At 72.4% G+C, this 20,057-nt stretch carries 19 protein-coding genes; 13 read left to right on the forward strand and 6 right to left on the reverse strand.

Annotation, left to right across the window (positions count from 1 at the left end; all coding sequences use genetic code 11):
* The first annotated feature begins 141 nt into the window (after nucleotides 1-141).
* Together ACFSL2_RS24580 and leuA are read left to right on the forward strand one after the other, a co-directional pair.
* Nucleotides 142-2,253 (forward strand): DUF7937 domain-containing protein, encoded by a 2,112-nt coding sequence (locus tag ACFSL2_RS24580; protein ID WP_377200350.1) that lies wholly within the window; start codon nucleotides 142-144, stop codon nucleotides 2,251-2,253.
* A gap of 222 nt (nucleotides 2,254-2,475) precedes the next feature.
* Entirely contained in the window at nucleotides 2,476-4,302 is a 1,827-nt protein-coding gene (gene leuA / locus ACFSL2_RS24585; RefSeq protein WP_377200351.1) for a 2-isopropylmalate synthase, read from the forward strand.
* Between the two features lie 64 nt (nucleotides 4,303-4,366).
* On the opposite strand, the gene ACFSL2_RS24590 is transcribed toward leuA, so the two are convergent.
* The gene (locus tag ACFSL2_RS24590; protein ID WP_377200352.1) at nucleotides 4,367-5,938 is read right to left on the reverse strand and encodes a serine/threonine-protein kinase; all 1,572 of its coding nucleotides are present in this window, start codon (nucleotides 5,936-5,938) and stop codon (nucleotides 4,367-4,369) included.
* A gap of 110 nt (nucleotides 5,939-6,048) precedes the next feature.
* On the opposite strand from ACFSL2_RS24590, the gene ACFSL2_RS24595 reads away from it, so the two are divergent.
* Nucleotides 6,049-7,053, forward strand: a complete 1,005-nt coding sequence (locus ACFSL2_RS24595; RefSeq protein ID WP_377200353.1) for a hypothetical protein — start codon at nucleotides 6,049-6,051, stop codon at nucleotides 7,051-7,053.
* A 143-nt stretch (nucleotides 7,054-7,196) separates the two neighbouring features.
* On the opposite strand, the gene ACFSL2_RS24600 is transcribed toward ACFSL2_RS24595, so the two are convergent.
* Genes ACFSL2_RS24600 through ACFSL2_RS24610 form a run of 3 tightly spaced genes read right to left on the reverse strand, consistent with a single transcriptional unit; the run spans nucleotide 7,197 to nucleotide 9,033 of the window.
* Nucleotides 7,197-7,712, reverse strand: coding sequence for an SRPBCC family protein (locus tag ACFSL2_RS24600; protein WP_377200354.1), 516 nt, complete (start codon nucleotides 7,710-7,712; stop codon nucleotides 7,197-7,199).
* Entirely contained in the window at nucleotides 7,709-8,089 is a 381-nt protein-coding gene (locus tag ACFSL2_RS24605; RefSeq protein ID WP_377200355.1) for an ArsR/SmtB family transcription factor, read from the reverse strand. Before ACFSL2_RS24605 ends, ACFSL2_RS24600 begins: the two co-directional genes overlap by 4 nt.
* A 32-nt stretch (nucleotides 8,090-8,121) precedes the next feature.
* On the reverse strand, nucleotides 8,122-9,033 hold the full coding sequence (locus ACFSL2_RS24610; RefSeq protein WP_377200356.1) for a DMT family transporter: 912 nt from the start codon (nucleotides 9,031-9,033) through the stop codon (nucleotides 8,122-8,124).
* Nucleotides 9,034-9,126: 93 nt separating this feature from the next.
* Between ACFSL2_RS24610 and ACFSL2_RS24615 the strand changes: the two genes are divergently transcribed.
* The 6 genes from ACFSL2_RS24615 to ACFSL2_RS24640 all read left to right on the forward strand — a co-directional run bounded on the left by ACFSL2_RS24615 (nucleotide 9,127) and on the right by ACFSL2_RS24640 (nucleotide 14,594).
* On the forward strand, nucleotides 9,127-9,729 hold the full coding sequence (locus tag ACFSL2_RS24615; protein ID WP_377200357.1) for a TetR/AcrR family transcriptional regulator: 603 nt from the start codon (nucleotides 9,127-9,129) through the stop codon (nucleotides 9,727-9,729).
* Between the two features lie 70 nt (nucleotides 9,730-9,799).
* Nucleotides 9,800-11,416 (forward strand): FAD-dependent monooxygenase, encoded by a 1,617-nt coding sequence (locus tag ACFSL2_RS24620; protein ID WP_377200358.1) that lies wholly within the window; start codon nucleotides 9,800-9,802, stop codon nucleotides 11,414-11,416.
* The gene (locus ACFSL2_RS24625) at nucleotides 11,377-12,054 is read left to right on the forward strand and encodes a TetR/AcrR family transcriptional regulator (protein ID WP_377200359.1); all 678 of its coding nucleotides are present in this window, start codon (nucleotides 11,377-11,379) and stop codon (nucleotides 12,052-12,054) included. The genes ACFSL2_RS24620 and ACFSL2_RS24625 overlap by 40 nt, the downstream gene beginning before the upstream one ends.
* A 78-nt stretch (nucleotides 12,055-12,132) precedes the next feature.
* The gene (locus tag ACFSL2_RS24630; protein ID WP_377200360.1) at nucleotides 12,133-12,756 is read left to right on the forward strand and encodes a DUF4383 domain-containing protein; all 624 of its coding nucleotides are present in this window, start codon (nucleotides 12,133-12,135) and stop codon (nucleotides 12,754-12,756) included.
* A 118-nt stretch (nucleotides 12,757-12,874) separates the two neighbouring features.
* The gene (locus tag ACFSL2_RS24635) at nucleotides 12,875-14,041 is read left to right on the forward strand and encodes an amidohydrolase family protein (protein WP_377200361.1); all 1,167 of its coding nucleotides are present in this window, start codon (nucleotides 12,875-12,877) and stop codon (nucleotides 14,039-14,041) included.
* A 40-nt stretch (nucleotides 14,042-14,081) separates the two neighbouring features.
* On the forward strand, nucleotides 14,082-14,594 hold the full coding sequence (locus ACFSL2_RS24640; RefSeq protein ID WP_377200362.1) for a nucleoside deaminase: 513 nt from the start codon (nucleotides 14,082-14,084) through the stop codon (nucleotides 14,592-14,594).
* Between the two features lie 57 nt (nucleotides 14,595-14,651).
* On the opposite strand, the gene ACFSL2_RS24645 is transcribed toward ACFSL2_RS24640, so the two are convergent.
* The gene (locus tag ACFSL2_RS24645; protein WP_377200363.1) at nucleotides 14,652-15,629 is read right to left on the reverse strand and encodes a type IV toxin-antitoxin system AbiEi family antitoxin domain-containing protein; all 978 of its coding nucleotides are present in this window, start codon (nucleotides 15,627-15,629) and stop codon (nucleotides 14,652-14,654) included.
* Between the two features lie 164 nt (nucleotides 15,630-15,793).
* Between ACFSL2_RS24645 and ACFSL2_RS24650 the strand changes: the two genes are divergently transcribed.
* The 4 genes from ACFSL2_RS24650 (at nucleotide 15,794) to ACFSL2_RS24665 (ending at nucleotide 18,870) form a co-directional block, all read left to right on the forward strand.
* The gene (locus ACFSL2_RS24650; protein ID WP_377200364.1) at nucleotides 15,794-16,549 is read left to right on the forward strand and encodes a cytochrome d ubiquinol oxidase subunit II; all 756 of its coding nucleotides are present in this window, start codon (nucleotides 15,794-15,796) and stop codon (nucleotides 16,547-16,549) included.
* A 58-nt stretch (nucleotides 16,550-16,607) separates the two neighbouring features.
* Nucleotides 16,608-17,237 carry a hypothetical protein gene (locus tag ACFSL2_RS24655; RefSeq protein ID WP_377200365.1) on the forward strand — a complete coding sequence of 210 codons (630 nt, stop codon included), beginning with the start codon at nucleotides 16,608-16,610 and terminating at the stop codon, nucleotides 17,235-17,237.
* 86 nt (nucleotides 17,238-17,323) lie between these two features.
* Nucleotides 17,324-18,070, forward strand: a complete 747-nt coding sequence (recO, locus tag ACFSL2_RS24660; protein WP_377200366.1) for a DNA repair protein RecO — start codon at nucleotides 17,324-17,326, stop codon at nucleotides 18,068-18,070.
* Nucleotides 18,070-18,870, forward strand: coding sequence for an isoprenyl transferase (locus ACFSL2_RS24665; protein ID WP_377200367.1), 801 nt, complete (start codon nucleotides 18,070-18,072; stop codon nucleotides 18,868-18,870). Before recO ends, ACFSL2_RS24665 begins: the two co-directional genes overlap by 1 nt.
* A gap of 72 nt (nucleotides 18,871-18,942) precedes the next feature.
* Here the strand turns inward: ACFSL2_RS24665 and ACFSL2_RS24670 are convergent, their stop codons facing one another.
* Nucleotides 18,943-19,992, reverse strand: a complete 1,050-nt coding sequence (locus ACFSL2_RS24670; RefSeq protein WP_377200368.1) for an ABC transporter substrate-binding protein — start codon at nucleotides 19,990-19,992, stop codon at nucleotides 18,943-18,945.
* Between the last annotated feature and the right edge of the window lie 65 nt (nucleotides 19,993-20,057).

Here is a 20,057-nt window from a genome sequence, read left to right on the forward strand (position 1 = left end):
GCGCAGAAATGCGGGTGTGACCGGACTCGCCGTCGTTTGGCCTGACAGGGTCGGTTCCCAGCGGGTACAAACGTCGGGGACCCCGCGCCGCCAGCCACACTTCCCCAGTCTCGACCAGCGGCGTTATCGAGGAGTGAACGGATGATGGACCAGCACGCTTCCGAGCGTGACGAGAGAACTTCGGCCGACGGTGCGCAGGATGCGAACGGCGCACCCACCGAGAGCCTCGACCACGAGTACGTCGCCACGATCTCGCCCGAGATCCCGTCCAGGCCCGAGCCCGACGGCTCCGCCGACGTCGGACCCTTCGCGAACATCGCGGTGGCCGACTACGTGCGGGACGCCATCGCCGCGCTCGCCCTGTTCGTGTCGCTCGCGCTGCCCTGGAACCTCGCCGACCGCGCCGCGGACCGGGTCGAGGTGGTCCTGGCCGTCGCAGTGTCCCTCGCCTCGCTCACGCTGCCCTACTTCGCGCGCTTCGGCGTGCTGCCCGCGACATGGACCGTGCACTCGACCCGCCGGGCACGCCTGCTCGCCGGGCTGCCGCTGGCCGTGATCGGCCTGCTGCACCTCGTCTTCGACGTGCGCAGCGGTACGGGCGTCGGCACCGGCCTCGGCCTCGCGCTGGCCGGTGCGGCGCTCGCCGCTACCCCCCGCGACAGCGAGCTCGGCCCCGTCGAGCAGGACGGCGCCGTCGTACGCGGCTGGCGCCTTGGGCTCGCCGGCGTCGGCGTGCTCATCGCGACGGGCGCCGTCGTCTCGACGGCGCTCGCGGAGTTCGCCGACGACGCCACGCTGGGCGACCGCCTGCTGGCACCCGTGTGGCTCGCGCTGGTCGTCGGCCTGGTGTGGCTCCTGGTCGGCGGCACGGTGCGGCACGACCGTCCCTCGCGGCTCGTGCTGGTCGCCGTGGGCATCGTGCTCGCGCTGCTCTTCATCTTCACGGCCGGTGACTCGCTGGCCGGCCTGGAGTCCATGCGCCCCGGCGTCACGGACCCGAGCCGGTTCGGTCTGGTGCTCCTGCCGCTGGCCGCGGCCATCGCCGGGGCGCCGGCCGTGCGCCGGGACCCGGCGGCCGAGGTCGCGGCCAGCACCGAGCACGCCGCAGGTGTCTGGGTGCGCGTGGCCGTCCGCGCGTTCGACGTCATGGTGCTGCTCGCGGTGTGCAGCGCCCTCGCCGCGCTCGTGCAGCTCATCGACCCCGGCTTCATCGGGTCCGGTGCCGGGGTGCCGCTGGTGGTGCGGCTCGTCCTCGGTGTCGTCGTCGCGGGCATCGCGTGGTTCGCGCGCCGCTCGCTGAAGCGCGATCCCGGTACCGGCCACGTCCCCGCGGTGGGGGCGGCGTGCGTGGCGGGGGTGCTCGGCCTCGTCGTGGTCATCGCGACGTCCGGCGCCAGCCTCGGTGTGAACCTCGGCGACCTGCTGATGGCGCTCGGCCTGCCGGTCGTCGCGGCGTCCGCGCTGATGGTCCCCCAGGCGGTGCGCGAGCACTTCCAGACGGTCGGCATCGGTGGCGACACCGACGTCGACCGCAGCCAGGCCTACCTGTGGGCGCCGCAGCGGCCCCAGGGTGACAAGGCGCCCCCGGCCGCGCTCCCGGAGCAGCCCGTGCGGTCGGCTCCGGAGCTGCGCCGGCCCGCGGAGCCCCGCCGGGTCAGCTCGTCGGGTGCCGTGCGGACCGTCGCGGGCGCCGCGGCGGCCCAGCGCGAGGCGGCACCCGTGCAGGCCGTCGCACCGGAGTCGGCGGTACCGGCCTCCGCCATGCGCACCGTCGAGGACCTGCCGGCGGCCGGCCCGCCCGTCGGCTCCGCCATGGGCGAGACGGCGACCATGCCCCCGATCCGGTCGGGTGCCACGCCCGTCGCCCCGGCGCAGCGGCCGGTGTCGGCCCAGCAGCCGGTGGCCCCGGTCCAGCGGCCGGTGTCCGCCCAGCAGCCGGTGGCCCCGGCGCAGCAGACCGCGCACGTCCGGCCGGTGACGAACGGCCAGCCGGTCGCCCCGGACGCCGCGGCCCACGGCAACGGGGCGGATGCCGGCCACACCGCCGTGCTGCCGCCCGTGGGCGGCAGGTGGACCGCCGCGCAGGCGCTCGACCCGGTCACCCCGCTGGCCGACCTGGCGAAGATCGTGCAGGAGTCTCCCCACCTGCGTCCGCAGGTCGCCGCCAACCCGTCGACCTACCCGGCGCTGCTCGACTGGCTGGGCGCCCTCGGCGACCCGCAGGTCGACGCGGCGCTGCGCAGCCGCCGCTGACCTCTCCCGACGGGTCAGACGCACGGGTCACCCTGATGACGTGTGCGTCTGACCCGTCCGTATGGTGGGCCGCACTGGCCGGTCCGGTCGGCACCGGGAGTACAGTGACGTCATGCGCCTGACGGTGATTCTTCTCCTTCGCTGCCGCGACGAGGCCTAGACAGGTCGGTCCCTCGTCGCGGAGGCTTGGTGTGCCGGCCAACCTCACCGAGCGAAGGACACATGATGGAGAACAGCATCACCGCCACCACCCCCGGCGGAGTTCACGACGTAGCAGTGCACGGCGCAGCAGGCGGGATCATCGACGACAACCCGCAGCAGACGTCGGGCATGCCGATCCAGAAGTACCAGCCCTTCCACGAGCAGATCCGCGTGGACATCCCCGACCGCACCTGGCCCACCAAGCGCATCGAGCAGGCACCCCGCTGGTGCGCGGTCGACCTGCGCGACGGCAACCAGGCCCTCATCGAGCCGATGGACCCGGAGCGCAAGCTCCGCATGTTCGAGCTGCTGGTGTCGATGGGCTACAAGGAGATCGAGGTCGGCTTCCCGTCGGCCAGCCAGACCGACTTCGACTTCGTGCGCAAGCTCATCGAGGAGAACCGGATCCCCGACGACGTCGTGATCCAGGTGCTCACCCAGGCGCGAGCCCACCTGATCGAGCGCACCTACGAGGCGATCGCCGGCGCCAAGCAGGCGATCGTGCACCTGTACAACTCGACGTCCGTGCTGCAGCGGGAGGTCGTGTTCCGGTCCGACCAGGACGGCATCGTCGACATCGCGCTGGACGGTGCCAAGCTGTGCCGCAAGCTCGAGGAGACCCTGCCGGACACGCGGATCTACTACGAGTACTCGCCGGAGTCGTACACGGGTACCGAGCTCGAGTTCGCGGCGCGCATCTGCAACGAGGTCATCGAGGTCTTCGAGCCGACGCCGGAGCGCAAGGTCATCATCAACCTGCCGGCCACGGTCGAGATGGCGACGCCCAACGTGTACGCCGACTCGATCGAGTGGATGAGCAGGCACCTGCACCACCGCGAGAACGTCATCCTGTCGCTGCACCCGCACAACGACCGCGGCACCGCCGTCGCGGCCGCTGAACTGGGCTACCTGGCCGGTGCCGACCGCATCGAGGGCTGCCTGTTCGGTAACGGCGAGCGCACCGGCAACGTCGACCTGGTGACGCTGGGTCTGAACCTGTTCTCGCAGGGCATCGACCCGCAGATCGACTTCGGCGACATCGACGAGATCCGTCGCACGGTGGAGCACTGCAACCAGATGCCCGTCCACGAGCGCCACCCGTACGTGGGCGACCTCGTGTTCACGGCGTTCTCCGGCTCCCACCAGGACGCCATCAAGAAGGGCTTCGAGCACATGGCCGGACGGGCGGAGGCCGCCGGGGTCGGCGTCGACGACCTGCACTGGGGCGTGCCGTACCTGCCGATCGACCCCCGCGACGTCGGCCGCTCGTACGAGGCCGTCATCCGGGTCAACTCGCAGTCCGGCAAGGGTGGTGTGTCCTACCTGCTCAAGAGCGAGCACAACCTGGACCTGCCGCGCCGGCTCCAGATCGAGTTCTCCCACGCCGTGCAGAAGGTGACCGACGCCCAGGGCACCGAGGTCACCGGCGAGGACATCTGGCGCATCTTCACCGACGAGTACCTGCCCGTCGAGGAGGGCGCCCCGTCGGGCCTGGAGCACTGGGGGCGGCTCACGCTGCGCGGCACCCGTGCGGTGTCGGCGGAGGGCGAGCAGGACACCCTCGAGGTGGACGTGCTGGACCGTGGGTCCGAGCTGACCCTGACCGGTAGCGGAAACGGGCCGGTGGACGCGTTCGTGAACGCGATCGCCCAGGTGGGTGTCCAGGTGCGCGTGCTGGACTACGTCGAGCACGCGCTGTCGGAGGGCGGCGACGCCAGCGCCGCGGCCTACGTCGAGTGTGCGGTCGGTGACGACGTCCTGTGGGGTGTCGGCATCGACCCGTCCATCACCCTCTCGTCGCTCAAGGCGATCGTCTCGGCGGTCAACCGCGCGGAGCGAGCGGTCTGACCCCACCCGCTGAGTGCTGGGTATCTGTTGGCCGTGCCGGCCCAGGCCCGCAGATACCCAGCACTCAGCGGATCTTGGAGTACGTGGCCTTGAAGCCGTCGGCCTCTTCCGTGTAGGTCGTCTCGTCGCACGTGTACCGGAGCTGCTGGGTCGGGGCGTTCGGCTGGCGGTCGGCGCTCTCCCCGGCGAGCGCGATGGTGACCTCGACGTCCCGGAAGTCGGACCCCGAGGTCGTCAGGGTGCCGTCGTCGTCGGTCGAGACGATGTACTTCGCCGTGCCGCTCCAGGTCTCCGTGAGCTCCCCGATCGAGGTCTCGGCCCGGGCCGGCTCAGCGTCGTCGTAGTGGACGAGCTGGGTGCCGTCGGCCAGGAACTCCGTCACCCGACCGTCGAACCCCGTGGCGTCGACGGTCTCGTCGAGGGCATCGATGCGCATCTCGGTGCTGAGGTCGTCCAGCCGCCATTCGCCCACCAGGCACTCGTCGATGGCCGCCGGCGACGGTTCCTCGGAGGGGGACGCCGACGTCGTGGCAGCGGCGCCCGGGCTGCCCGACGGCATGCCGAGCACGACCGCCGTGGTGACCGCGCCCACGACGAGCACACCCGCCGCAGCGGCGATCCACGTGGTCGGCCGGGACAGGACACCCCGGCGGGCCGCGGGCGCCTCGGCGGGCGCCGGCTCGGGGGCCGGCGTGGGCTCCGCCTTCACCACGGTGGCGTCGTCGCGCAGGGCCGTCCGGTCGTCCAGCGGGCTGACGGCGGGGCCCGGGGTGATCTTCGTGGTCGCGGTCCGGAGACCGGCGGGCACCTCGTTCAGGAAGTCGAGCGCCTCCTGCAGGTCCGGGCGGGCCTCGGGATCCTTGTCGAGGCAGGCCCGGACGAGCGGGAGCAGCCAGGCCGGGCAGGCGCTGAGATCGGGCTCCTCGTGGACCACGCGGTAGTAGACGACGGTGGTGTCGCCCTCGCCGAACGCCCGCTGGCCGGTCGCGGCGTAGAGCGCGACCGCGCCCAGCGCCCAGACGTCGGCCGCGGGCGTCGCGACGCTGCCGCGGATCTGTTCCGGCGCCATGAAGGACGGTGTGCCGACCTTGAGCCCGGTGCGGGTCAGCGACGTCGAGTCCGACGCCTGCGCGATCCCGAAGTCGATGACGAACGGGCCGTCCTGGCCGATCAGGATGTTCGACGGCTTGAGGTCGCGGTGCACGATGCCGACCTGGTGCACGGCCCGCAGCGCCTCGGCGACGCCGGCGAGCACGCGGCGCACGTCGGGCTCGGGCAGCGGTCCCTGGGACTGCACGACGGCGGTGAGGGCCGGCCCCTCGACGTACTCGACGGCCAGCCACGGCTGGGCGCCGTCCGGGTCGGCGTCGATCAGCGTGGCGAGATGTCTGCCGCGCACCTTCATCGCCGCGGCGGCCTCTCTGCGGAAGCGCGTCCGGAACTCCGGGTCCTGGACGAACTCCTTCAGGATGGCCTTGAGAGCCAGCTTGCGTCCGGTGCGGGTTTCTGCGAGGTACACCACTCCCATTCCGCCGGCGCCGATTCGTCCGAGGAGCTGATATCCACCCAGCTCCTGCGGGTCCGACGGTTCGAGCGGGTGGATCTGCGGGGCTGCCCCTGAGCCTGGCACGATCATGGTGGAAACATACCCGATGTCCTTGAATTCACCCCGCATATCGGCGAAGGTGATTGCGCATCTGCCCCGAGAGCGGGCAACTACGCAGAGATACCGAAACAGGGGGACACATGAAGAGGAAGTTCGTGAGCCGGGCGCTCCCGTCCGCGCTGGTCGCGGGCGGGCTGATCATCGCGGGCGCGACGTCCGCGACAGCGGCTGACGAGACGCAGGGCGCCGGGCAGTCGACGGGCGGGCTCGGTGGTCTCCTCACGGGCACCGTCGACTCGGTCGTCGGTCAGGACGGCGCGGTCGACAGCACGCTGGACCAGGTCTCCGACACGGTCGAGCAGGTCACCAAGAAGGACGGCGCGGTGGACGACACCGTGCGCGGTGTCACGGGCGTCGTCGACTCGGCGGCCGGCAAGGACGGCGCGGTCGAGGACGTCGTGCAGGGCGTGACGGGCAGCCGCGCGTCGGCGCCGTCCGACGAGGTCGTCGCGACGAAGGCGGCCCCGGCGTCGCCCAACGCGGGCGGTCCGGTCGAGGACGTGGTGAACGGTGTGACCGGCGCGGTCAACGCCGTGGCCGGCGAGAACGGCGCCGTGGACGACGTCCTGGGCGCCGACGCACCCGAGCAGGGCGTGACCGACAACCTGCCCGCCGAGATCATCAACGACATCGGCTCCATCGGCGAGAACGTGGGCAACGCCGACGTGCCGGGCACGGTGGAAGCGGTCGCCGGTCCGGACGGCGTCGTGGACGACCTGCTCGAGAGCCCGGCATACACCAGCAACCCGGGCGGAGGCGGTCCGGGCGACGGTGGCTCCGGTGACGGCGGTTCTGGCGACGGTGGCTCCGGTGACGGCGGCTGGGACGACGGTTCCGGCGTCGGCTCGGGCGACGGCTCCGGCGACGGGGGAACGCTCCCGGTCGCCTACCCGGGCAGCGGTGGTTCCGACGCCGGGATGACCGCCGTCGCTCCGGTGCAGTCCGCCGGCGACGCGCAGGCGTCGACCGTGCTGGCGCAGACCGGCGGCCAGGTCGTCGGTGCGGCGGCAGCCGGTCTGGCGCTCACGGCGGCGGGCGCGGCCCTGGTCCGCGCGCGGCGTCGCATGCTCGAGATCCAGGGCTGACCTGGGTCCTCTCTCGGCGCTGAGGTCGGCAGCTTGCCGGCCTCAGCCCCTGAAGTCGGCAGTTGGCATCGAGATCGGTTCAGCACTGGACCGATCTCGATGCCAACTGCCGATCTCGTCAACCCGCTCGGTAGAACGCGCGACTACAGCGTGCGGTAGCGCTCCGCCAGCGCAGGGTAGTAGTCGCCGAAGTCGATCGCTTCCGGGTCGCCGCCGGTCTCTGCGGCGACGAGCCGGTCCAGGTAGTACTCCCAGCCGGGCCCGACGTTCTCGGCCATGGCGGGGTCGTCCATCGACTGGGCGAACGTGAGCGTGGTGACACCGTCCACCTCGGCCAGGTCGAGCTTCAGGTGCCAGGTCGCCGGCGTCTGCTCGTCGTAGGCCATGTGGGACGTGAGCTCGAGGCGAGCGGGCGCGTCGCACACGTTGATCGTGTACTCCTCGGGTTCGACGCCCTCACCCTCGAAGAGCATCTCGAACTGCACGCTGCCCTGCGCCGGGTCGCCCGACCAGCGCCCGATCCAGCGGGCCAGCCGCTCCGGCTCGGTGATCGCTGCCCATACGTCCTCGATCGGGGCACGGAAGGCGCGGGTGAGGACGACGTACGTGCCGTCGGCGCGCTGCTCTTTTCGGCCGGTGGCCGTCGGGCTGGTGCTCATGCTGTCTCCTCGGTGATGCGCGGTGGGACGTCGGTGTGCTGTGCGCCCTTGGCCGCCTCGCGGTCCCGGCCCGCGCGTCGCACCTCGAGCTCCAGCCCGTCGAGCGCCCGCTCGCCGATCGGAGGTGCGGGGGCGAGCTCGGCGAGGAGTGCGGACACGGGCGCGAGCCCGGCTCGGTCGAGCCGGTAGTGCCGCTCGCGGCCGACGTCATCGGCGACCACCAGCCCTGCCGAACCCAGGGCTCGTAGGTGCTTGCTGATGGCCGGGCGGCTGATCGGGTGAGTGGATGCCATGTCGACGACCCGCGCCGGCCCGGCCGCGAGCTGACGGAGCAGCTCGCGGCGGACCGGGTCGGCGAGGGCGGCGAAGACATCCACGGTTAATTGGTAACTTGCGGGTTACCAATCTGTCAAGACCGGGCCGACGCCGGGGAGGGCGCCGGCTCGGCGCGTGCGCGCGGGGACCGCACGACGAGCACCCCCGCGAGGCTGATGGCGAACCCCGCTACCGTGAGCAGTGGCAGGTGCTCGCCGAACATCGCCCACGCCCACGCCGCGGAGACCGCCGGCGTGAGGTAGAGCCAGGTGCTCACCGCCACCGGGCCCCGCGTGCGCAGCACGTACAGGTACATGCCGTACCCGCCCAGGAACGCGAGACCCACCAGCCAGGCGATCGCCAGCCAGAACGACGGGTCGGCGGGCGGAGCCGCCTGGCCGCTCGCGAACGCCACCAGCCCGAAGAACCCCAGCGCGACCACGCCCTGGACAGCCAGGGAGTCCAGCACGTCGTGCCGCTCCCGGTCGGGCGCCGGCCACAGGTCGCCGAGCACGGCTGCTGCCGAGAGCGACAGCATGCCCGCCAGCGCCCAGAGCGCCCCGTCGACGCCGGTCCCGGCGACGGCGTCGGGCCCGACGGCGAGCGCCACCCCCGCGAACCCGACAGCCAGGCCGACCGCTTGCCGGCGTCCTCCTCGCCGTCCGAACCCGGACAGGACGACGGCGACGAGGGCCGGCTGCAGCGAGGCGAGGAGGGCGGCGGTGCCGGCCGGCAGCCCTTCCTCGACCGCGCGGAACACGCCGTAGAGGTACCCAGCCTGGCCGAGGGCGCCGAGGACCGCCTCGCGCCGCAGGTAGCGCGGCCCGTACCGGCGGCGGAGCAGCAGCACGATCACGAGCATCAGGGGTGCTGCGACGACGTAGCGCCACAGGAGGGTGGTGGTGGCGGGGGCGACCGGGGCGGCGAAGGTGGCACCCACGAAGCCGGAGCTCCACGTCACCACGAGCAGCGCCGGGGCGAGGGATCGGAGGAGGCGTGTTCGCATGCTGGCAGGTAACCATACAGGTCGGTATACTCGCAGTGGACCTGAGCCAGTGCACCTGAGCCAGTACCCACGACCCTGGACGGAGGGACCCCAGTGCCGCGACGCAGCCCCAATCCCCATACCCCGGCGGGCGAGAAGATCCTCGCCACGGCAGCCGTGCTGTTCTACGAGCGGGGGATCCGCGGCGTCGGCGTCGACCTGATCGCCGACCAGGCCGGCGTCACCAAGAAGACGCTCTACGACCGGTTCGGCTCCAAGGACGCGCTGGTGGCCGCCTACCTGACGCGCCGGCACGAGCGCTGGGTGGCGTGGTTCGACGAACGGCTCGCGGTCCGCCGCGCGGCGGGGCTCGAGCCGGGTGCCGGGCAGGTGCTGGCGGCGCTCGAGATCGCGGAGGAGTGGGCGCAGGAGAACCGGCGCGGTTGCGCGTTCGTGAACGCCCACGCCGAGATCGGCGGGACCGAGCACCCGGGCAATGCCGTGATCCTGGCCGACAAGCTGTACATGCTCGGGGTGTTCACCGCGCTGTTGCGCGAGGGAGGGCAGCCGACGGCGGACCAGGTGGGTGCGCAGGTCCATCTGCTGTACGAGGGTGCGATGGTCGCGCACACGACGCGGGCGCAGCCGGACGCGTTCGCCACCGCCCGGGCGGCGGTGCGGTCACTGCTCGTGCCGTCCGGCGGAGCGCTCGCCTGAGGGGCTTCCCACGCCGGTCCGGCCGCGCTATTTTGTTAACGGTACCGGTTCGTTAATAAAAGGAGGCGTGATGGCGGCCGACGAGGTCACCGACGTGCTCGTGGTCGGCGCAGGCCCCACGGGGCTCGCCCTGGCCTGCGGGCTCCGGCTGCACGGGATCGGCGTGCGGGTCGTGGACCGGGCGCCGGCTCCGGCGACGACGTCGCGGGCGAACTTCGTGCATGCGCGCGGGTCGGAGGTGCTCGACCGGCTCGGCGCGCTCGGGGACCTGCCCCGGCGCTCGGTGCGGGCGATGCGGATCACCACCTACCTGGGTGACCGGCCGATGATGCGGATCCGGTTCGGGGACCCGGGGCTGCGCACCGCGGCACCGCCGATGGTGGTCTCGCAGGCCCTCGTGGAGCGCGAGCTGCGGCGACGCCTGGCGGAGCTGGGCGTGACACCGGAGTGGGGTGCCCCGTTCGAGGGGCTCGTGCAGGACGGCGACGGCGTGCGCGCCGAGCTCGGCGACGGGCGGGCCGTGCGGGCGCGCTGGGTCGTCGGCTGCGACGGGACCGGCAGCGCCGTCCGAGGTGCCGTGGGCATCGACGCACCCGGGGTGCGCCTGAGCGAACGGTTCCTGCTGGCCGACCTGCACCTGGACTGGGACCTGGACCGGACCGGGACCTCCGGCTGGGTGCACCCGACGGGAATGCTCGGCGCCATGCCGATGCCCGACGACGGCGGGCGGGCCGACCTGTGGCGCCTGATCGCGTACGACCCGCGGAGCGCCGCCCTGGAGACCTCGCCCGACACCGGCGAGCGCAGGGCCGCCGACGCCTACGGGCGGCGCAGCCGGCTCACCGAGGAGCAGATCCTGGACCGGTTCCGCACCATCCTGCCCGAGCGCACCGGCCACGACACGAGGATCCTGGACGCCGAGTGGCTGTCCGAGTTCACCATCCACCGGCGGCTGGCCGACCGCTACCGGCACGGCCGGGTGCTCATCGCGGGGGATGCCGCCCATGCCCACGCACCGTTCGGTGGGCAGGGGATGCTGACCGGTCTGGGCGACGCCGAGAACCTGGCCTGGAAGCTGGCCCTCGTGGCGCGCGACCGGGCGTCCGACGCGCTGCTCGACACGTATGCGGACGAACGGCGCCCGCTGGCCACCGAGGTGCTGCGCGGCACCGCGAACGTGACACGCGTCAACGTGGCGCGCAGCCCCGTCGGCAGGTTTCTGCGGGACCAGGTGCTGATCCGCCTCTTCAATCTGCGGTGGGTCCAGCGCTGGGCCACGTTCACCACCTCCCAGCTCTGGGTGAGCTACCGGTCCGGGCCGCTGGGCGTGGGGCCCGCGGAGCGGGTGGCCGCCCGGCTCGGGCGGCGGCCGTGCGCCGGCGACCGGGTGCCGAACCTCGACTGCGCCCACCTGGACGGGCGACCCACCCGCCTGTATGCCGAGCTCGGCGGACGCTGGGCACTGCTCGTGCCGCCGTCCGGCACCGCGTCCCCGCCGTCCGGCACCGCGTCCCCGGCGGATGACGTAGCGGCGGACGGCGTCGAGCCGACCTGGCTCGCCCGGAGCGACGGCGTGGCGGAGGCCTGGCTCGTGCGGCCCGACGGACACCTGGCCTGGCGGGGCGCGGACCCGGCGGCGTCGGCGCCGTGGCTGGCCGGGCTCCTGCGGACCGGGAGGATCCGCTGACCGCCGCCGACGTGCGCCGCGGCCGTGGGCGGCCGCGGGACCCCCGCACGGACGAGGCGATCCTGCGGGCGGCGCTCGAGCTGTTCACCGAGCACGGCCACGCAGGGACCAGCATCGAGCAGATCGCGCGGCGGGCCGGCGTCGGCAAGCTCACGGTCTACCGGCGCTGGGGGAGCAAGGACGAGCTCATCGCGGCGGCCGTCGAGTCGGCCCGCGGCGAGATCCCGAGCCCGGGACCGGACGACCTGGCCGACCTGTCGTACGCCGAGATCTCCCAGGTGCTCGCCGACGCGCTGCCCGTCAGCGCCCGGACGCTCGCCGAGCCCGGGTACCGCGCGATGCTCGCCCAGGTCTTCGGCTCCAGCGTCACCCACCCCGGTGTGATGGCGGCGTTCTGGAAGAACCACATCCTGCCCCGGCGCCGTACCGCGCACCTGGCGCTGTCGCGCGCCGTCGCGGAAGGGGTGCTGCCGGCGGAGACCGACATCGAGGCGCTCATCGACATGACGGTGGGCGCGGTCATCTACCGGCTCCTGCGCCCCGAGCCGCCCGACGCCGACGAGCTCCTGGAATATCTGCGGACCCTCTACGCGCAGGCCGGGATGATCCCGCGGCAGCGGCCCGGCGAGGACGTCTGACCCGGTCCACGTGCGAGTGGACCCGGACGGCGTGACGGTGAGCAGAAGTACGGGTACCGGACGGACGGGAGAAGCATCATGACGCACACGACGGCTGTTCGCCGCCGCCGCGGCGCCCATCAGTGGCTTGCCCTCGTGGTCGGCATCGTCTACCTGCTGGTGGGAATCGCCGGTTTCTTCGTGACCGGGTTCGACATGGCCGGTTTCACGGAGCACGACCCCGACCAGGCGCTGCTGGGCTTCGCCATCAACCCGCTGCACAACATCGTGCACCTGGTGATCGGCATCCTGGGAATCGGCGCGTGGTCCCGGTCAGCCAGCGCGCGCACCTTCGGCTGGCTGCTCCTGATCGGCTACGGCGCGGCGTTCGTCTACGGGCTCTTCGCCGTGGACAACCCCGAGATCAACTACCTGAACATCAACCACGCCGACAACTGGCTGCACCTCGGCAGCGCCCTCGTCGGCCTGCTGATCGCCGTGTGGCCCGCCCCGGCCCGCGTCGTCGACCAGCCCGGCACCACGGAGACGATGCCGCCCGACGTCCGCGACCCGCGCACGGGCGGGACCACGCCACGAGACACCTACGACCCGCGCACGGGCGGGACCACGTCACGAGACACCTACGACCCGCGCACGGGCGGGACGGTGCCGCCAGAGGCGCGGGACCCGCGCACCGGCGAAGCGGGGCCGCCGGCCCGCTAGTCTCACGTGGGCGACCCGCATCGCCGTACTCTCCGACATCCACGCGTGCTGGACGCCGCCGACCGCGCGTGGCGCGAGCCCGCGACGGAACCATAGGTTTGGTCCCGTGGACCTTCGTATGAGCAAGCTGATCGGCTCCGAGCGGGTACTGGTCGAGGGAGAGCTGCGCCCGGCGGTCCTGCGGGTCGAGGGCGACCGGATCGCGCAGGTCTGGTGGGGCACCTCGGACCCCGACCGGATCGCGGCTGCCGGTGACGACATGCTCGGTGCTCCGGCCGCCCCTGCTCCCTCGACCTGGCGGCTGGGCGATCGCATGCTCCTGCCCGGCACGGTCGACACGCACGTGCACGTCGCACCAGGCGCAGGCGCAGGCGGGGCGGGCTTCGCGTCGGCCGCTTCGGCAGCCGCGCACGCCGGCGTCACAACGATCGTGGACCTGCCGTGGCGCTCGGCGGAGCCGACCACCACGGTGGAGGCGCTGCGCGTGAAGCAGTCGGCGGCACGGTCGGCGTCGGCTCAGCTGTCCTGCGACGTCTCCTTCTGGGGTGCCGCCGTGCCGGGGAACGTCGACGACCTGGAACCGCTCCACGAGGCGGGCGTCGTGGGCTTCACCTGCCTTGTCGCCGGTTCAGGTGACCCCGGGCTCCCGACGCTCGCGCCGGACGAGCTGCTCGCCGCGCTGGATCGCCTCGTCCGGTTCGACGGGCTGCTGGCGGCGCCTGCCGAGGACGCGACGGTGGGGACGCTGCTCGACGCCGTGCGGGAGACGGGCGCCCGCACGCACCTGCTGCACGTGTCCTCGGCGAAGGTGCTCGACCTGCTCGCGGAGGCGAAGGAGGAGGGGCTCCCCGTCACCGCCGAGACCTGCTACCACCACCTGGTGCCCGCCGCCGGAGAAGCAGGCGGCGGGAACGCCACCTCCACGTGCTGCCCGCCACTCCGCGACCGGGGCGACCAGGACGCTCTCTGGGACGGTCTGCGCGAGGGGATCCTGGAGAGCGTGGTCGGTACGGCCGGCGCGACCGCCCGCACCGGTGGCTCCGGCCTTCCGGGATTCGTCACCCTCGCCGCCGCAGCCCACAGCCGGGGCGTCGCGGTGCCGGAGGTGTCCCGCTGGACGTCGGCGACCACCGTGACCCTCGTCGGCCTCGACCGGGGGGACCGGCCCAAGGGAACGATCACCGAGGGCGCCGCCGCGGACCTGTTCGTCTACGACCCTGACGCCGGGGCCGTGACCGACACGCTGCTCGGCGGAAGGCTCGTGGCCTCCTCGACGGCCAGGTAGCGGCGCCGGTCGCGGGCAGCCGGTGTGGGAGCATCGGGGAGTGGTCCATCCCAGTGGCAGCGAACCTGAGCCCCGGTCCGGGACACCCGACGACGACGTCTGGCTCGCCCGCGCCGTCGACGTCGCGACGCGGAACGTGGCCGACGGCGGTGGCCCCTTCGGGGCCGTCGTCGTGCGGGCGGGAGCCGAGGTGGTGGCCGCAGGGAACCGCGTGACCCGCGACCTCGATCCCACGGCGCACGCCGAGGTGGTGGCGATCCGCGCCGCCTGCCGGGCCCTGAACACTTTCTCCCTGGCCGGCACCACGCTCTACGCGTCGTGCGAGCCGTGCCCGTTGTGCGTGGCGGCGGCGTTGTGGGCCCGCGTGGACCGGGTCGTGTTCGCCGCGAACCGCAACGACGCCGACGAGGCGGGCTTCGACGACCGCGAGTTCTACGAGTTGTTCGCGCGCGACCGTTCGACGTGGCCGAGCCCCGTGACCGAGCACCGTATCCCCGGTGCAGAAGAACCCTTCGCCGCATGGCAGGCGCACGCCACCCGCGCGGGCTACTGACGAGAACGGGGTTACGTTCGTTTCACCCGGGAGGGGCGGCCACAACCCCGTTCTCGGTCATCGCCGCCGGACGGGTGGTGGGATGGGGCGGGCCGGTACCCAGCCCTCGCGGTCCAGCACGGATCGGACGGTGCCGACCATGGTGCCCTCGTGGACCTGCCGGGCGAAGAACCGGAGCAGCACGTGGCGACCGTCTCGGAGCAACCTGTTCTGGCGGACGGCGTCCCGGCGCACCTGTTCCGGCGAGGAGTGGAACTCGTCGCTGTCGACCTCGACGAGCAGCCAGCGGCCCGTCCCGAGATGCCAAGCCAGGTCCGCCCGGCCGAGGAACTGTCCCGTGGCATCGAAAAGATCCCGTTGCAGGTCGTCCGGGCCGATCCCGGCATCCATCAGGCGTAACCGTGCGACTGTCTCGACCGGGGACTGCGACCGCCCGTCGTGCTGGCCCCACCACGGGCGCGATGTGGTGCGGTACCGCCGGTTCTCGGCGAGCCGTTGGGCTGTTCGCATGCCGGACGGGGTGAGGATCCGCTTGTTCTGCAGTGAGTCCATGACCGCCACCCCGTGCTCGCGGTCGAGCTGCGGCAGGGCCTGCGCGAGGGCATGTGCCGGCTCGGCTGCGAAATGGTCGCCCACGGCCACGCGGGGAAACGCTCGATACTGTCGGAGGAGAATCCCGTCCCGCGACTCGCGGCCGGACCCGTTGGCGAACGCGGCCTCCGGCGTGATGGCAGAGGGCAGCCCCGCGACGCCGAGGAGCGCGAGGGCACAGGCGCCGACCGCGGCCGAACCCGGGTAGGCGAGCAGCGCCAGCCAGGCCGAGCGCAGCCGGCTCCGGTCGTACGGGTGCAGGCCGGGTTCCGAGCAGCCCGTGTCGAACACGCCCCGGGTCACCCGCTGCCAGCGACCGGTCGCCACCAGCCGGCGTCGGCGCCCGTTGGTCACTCCGTGTGCGTCGCACTGTCCGGACGAGACCAGCCCTGCTTGCCGACGCGCAAGCTGAAGAAGTTGGGGATGGATGTCAATCACATCCACATGAGATCATATGGCAACAGATCATGTTGTTTGATGAAGACTGTGAGGACGGGGTTGTGTTCGCGTCGCGCGTAGAGGCGAACACGATCGCGTTCCCACCAGCCCGTCGGTGTGGATCTCGTTACGCTGGCCGTGCGCGACGAGCCTGAGCCGGAGGTGGCCCGATGAACCCAGCGGCCTGGGCCGTCCTCCTGACCGTGCTGGTGGCCGGCTGGGTGCTGCTCGACGGAGCCGTCCAGGGGGCCGGTGCGACCCTGCTCCAGGAGCGTAACCACGACGGCAGCGACCGGCGGCGCGCGCCCGCCGAACGGCGCGTGGTGCTGGGGGCCGTCGCGCCGATGCTGGTGCCTGGTGAGGTGTGGCTCGTGGCGGCGCTCGCCGTGCTCGTCGGCGTGTTCCCGTACGCCGGGGCGGACCTGGTCGACGCGGCGTCCCCCGTGGCGGTCGCGCTGATCGTGTCGTGGGTGCTGCGCGACGCGGCGATCTGGCTGCGCAGCAGGCGGCTCAAGCGGGTCTGGCGGGACGCCTGGGACATCCTGCTCGTGGTGGCGAGCATCGTGCTCGCGGGCAGCTGGGGCGCGCTGCTCGGCGCGGCCTGGGGGAGCGGTCTGGCGGCGCTGGTCCTCGGCATCGTCGCCGTGGTGGTCACGCGCCTGCACGCCGCCGCGGTCGTCGCGTGGCGTCGGCGCCGTACGGGCCCGCTGCCGGTGATCGTCACCTCCGTGATGATCGTGGCTCCCGTGGTGGGCACGGCCGTCGTGGCGTGGCCCCGGCTCGTCGAGGGCGGGATCTCCCCGGAGACGATGGGCGCGTACGGGATCGGCGCGGCCGTCGTGGTGCCGCTGGCCCTCGCACTGCAGGTTTGCGCCTGGCGGCTCGTGTCCCGCCCGCTGAGCAGGCGGGACACCTCGTTCTTCTGACCGGCTGCCGGATCTCCGCACCCCGGCAGGGTGAGATGCCGGTAAAGTCCTACTCACCATGACGATGAAGAACCGCATAGTCTGCGCGCTGCTCGGTGCGCTGGCTTTCGCCACCGCGACCCTGCTCCTGCCGTGGCTCCCGGACGCGCTGGTGGGGCTGCTCGGCACGGGCGGCATGCTGCTGTTCCTCGCCGCGCTGGTCCTGCCGACGAACACGCGGCAGCCTCCCGTGCACAGCCTGTCGATCCTCGACAAGGGCTACCTGACCCCTGCGGAGATCCACCAGGTGCTCGGGATCTGGCTGCCGACGGGCAGCTCCGCCCTCGACGCCAGGGACGCCCAGTGGACCGTCGCCCGGCACGTCGCCAAGTGGCGCGCGGACCACGTGGTCAACGTGATGGACTACCACGGCGTCGTCGCCGAACGCCGGATCGAGCTGCTGTCGGTGGTGCAGTGGGTCGGCGTGCACCTGCTGCCCGCGTTCCTCGGCCTGATGTTCCTGATCCCCACGCTGGCCCTGAGCGGGTTCGACAAGATCGGCAACAACTTTCTGCAGACGGTGCTGCTCTTCGCGATCTGGGGCACGGTCGCACTGATCGCGCGCGGCGTGCTCGAGAAGCACGTGATCCACCGGTTCGTGTGGGAGCCGGAGCTCACCCCGGACGGCACACGGTTCGTCGAGCACTGACCCTCGTCGGGCACTGACCGCGCGACCCGCTCGGCGCGCGGTCGACCGGTGGCGGGAGTGTCAGACGGACCTGGGATGATGGTGCCGTGCCCCTGTACCAAGACGACGCGATAGTCCTGCGCACCCAGAAGCTGGGCGAGGCAGACCGCATCATCACGTTCCTGACGCGGGAGCACGGCAAGGTACGCGGCGTCGGCAAGGGCGTACGGCGCACGTCGTCCAAGTTCGGGGCGCGGCTGGAGCCGTTCATGGCCGTCGACGTGCAGCTGCACACCGGCCGCAGCCCCCGGCCCGGCATGGGGCTCGACACCGTGACGCAGGTCGAGACCATCGGGGCGTACGCACGCCGCATCTGCGAGGACTACGCCCTGTACACAGCGGGCACCGTGATGCTGGAGGCCGCCGACCGCCTCGTCGCGCAGGAGCACGAGCCGGCGGTGCAGCAGTACTGGCTCCTCGCCGGCGGGCTGCGCGCCCTGTCGGAGCGGCACCACGACGCCAACCTGGTGCTCGACTCCTACCTGCTGCGCGCGCTCGCGGTGGCGGGCTGGGCGCCGTCGTTCGAGGACTGCGCGCGCTGCGGAGAACCCGGGCCGCACCACTCGTTCAACGTCGCGCAGGGTGGCGCCGTCTGCCCGCGCTGCCGGCCGCCGGGCTCTACCGCGCCCGCGCCGGAGACCTTCGCCCTCCTGTCCTCGCTGCTCGCCGGGGACTGGGCGACCGCCGACGCGTCCGACGCGCGGCACCGCAAGGAGGCGAGCGGCCTGGTCGCCGCCTACGGCCAGTACTACCTGGAGAGAACGTTGCGATCGTTGAAGATGGTGGAGCGCTGATGGCCCGGGACGCGCGCCGGGAGCTGGTGGCGCCCTTCCCGCACCCGTCCGGCGCCCAGGCCCCGCGGATCCCGAAGGAGTTCGTGCCGCGGCACGTCGCCGTCGTCATGGACGGGAACGGACGGTGGGCCAACGCCCGCGGTCTGCCCCGCATCGAGGGGCACCGCGCGGGTGAGAAGTCGCTGCTCGACGTCGTCGCGGGAGCCGTCGACGTCGGCGTCGAGTACGTCTCGGCGTACGCGTTCAGCACCGAGAACTGGAAGCGTTCGCCCGAGGAGGTGCGCTTCCTGATGAACTTCACCCAGGAGGTCATGCAGCGCCAGTGCGACGTCATGGCGTCGTGGGGTGTGCGGATCCGCTGGGCCGGGCGTCGCCCGAAGCTGTGGAAGTCGGTGATCAACGTGCTCCAGGAGGCCGAGGAGCGCACCAAGGACAACGACCTCTGCACCCTGACGATGTGCGTGAACTACGGCGGGCGGGCCGAGCTGGCCGACGCCGCCGCGGCCATGGCCCGGGACGCCGCCGCCGGCCGGCTGGACCCGAAGCGGGTCAACGAGAAGACCGTGCAGAAGTACCTGTACCTGGCCGACCTGCCCGACGTGGACCTGTTCCTGCGCTCGTCCGGGGAGCAGCGCACGTCCAACTTCATGCTGTGGCAGGCGGCGTACGCGGAGATGGTGTTCCTCGACGAGCCGTGGCCCGACGTCGACCGCCGGCACCTCTGGCGCGCCGTCGAGGAGTACGCGCGGCGTGACCGCCGCTACGGCGGCGCCCTGGACACCCCCACCACCGCAAAGTAGCTCGTTGAGTGCTGGATATCTGTTGGCCGAACCGGTGTTCGGCCGCAGATACCCAGCACTCGACGGATGGGGTTACTGCTTGAGCAGGTCCGACAGGGACTTCACCAGCGTCGGCATGCCCTCGGGGTACTGGACCGAGAGGGCCGTGGGCGGGGACACGGCGGAGACCGCGATGGTGCCGACCTGCTGCACGACCATGCCGTCCTTGACGGCGGGCAGGGCCTGCAGCTCCTTCTTGTCCGGCAGCGCCGCGGCCTCCTCCTCGGTGTACGTGTAGGCGACGATGATGTCCGACTCGAGCTTGTCGAGCTCCTCGTACGACAGCGTGTAGAAGAACTCGCTGTCGTCGGGCGCGAGCTCGTCCACCGACGCGGCGGTCTCCAGGCCGAGGCCCTCGAGGAACCCGGCACGCGGGTCGCCCGACTTGTAGACGTAGACCAGTCCCTCCTCAGGCGAGTCCACGATCGCCGCGAACGTCTTGTCCGCGAACTCGGGGTGCGCCTCCGCCTCGTCGGCCAGGTACTGGTTGATCTCGTCGACCTTGGCCTCGCCCGCGGCGCTCCGGCCCAGGGCGTCGGCCGTCGCGGTGATGATCTCGTCCCACGGCGTCTGCCACGCGGTCTCGGGGTACGCGACCGTCGGCGCGATCTCGCTGAGCAGGTCGTACTGCTCCTGCGTGACACCGGAGTACGGGGCGACGATGAGGTCGGGCTCGGCGGCCACGAACTCCTCGTACGGCACGGACGCGCCGGCCTCGGCGTCGGTGAGCACGGTGGGGTGCGCGACGCCGGCCTCGTCGTACGCGTCCTCGACCCACGGCAGGAGGTTGCCCTCGCCGACGGTCCAGGTCTGCTCGGCGACGGCGACGGGGTAGACGCCCGCGGCGATCGCGGCCTCGGTCGAGCCCCAGCCCCACGTGGCGACGCGATCGGGCGCCTCCTCGATGGTGGTCTCGCCGAGGGCGTGCTCGATGGTCAGGGGAAACTCGTCGGTCGCACCGGAAGCGTTGCCCGACGGCGTGGCGCCGTCCGCGGCCGGAGCTTCGGACGCGCAGCCCGACAAGGCGAGGGCGGACGTGGCGACAAGGCCGACGACCGTCGCGAGGGAACGACGAGGGCGCACGGGATCTCCTGGAGTTCAGTCGGTGACCGGCGGGCGCCGATCGAAGATGAGGGAAGCCTAACCTC

Source organism: Promicromonospora aerolata (genome assembly GCF_042682255.1).
Classification (GTDB): domain Bacteria; phylum Actinomycetota; class Actinomycetes; order Actinomycetales; family Cellulomonadaceae; genus Promicromonospora; species Promicromonospora aerolata.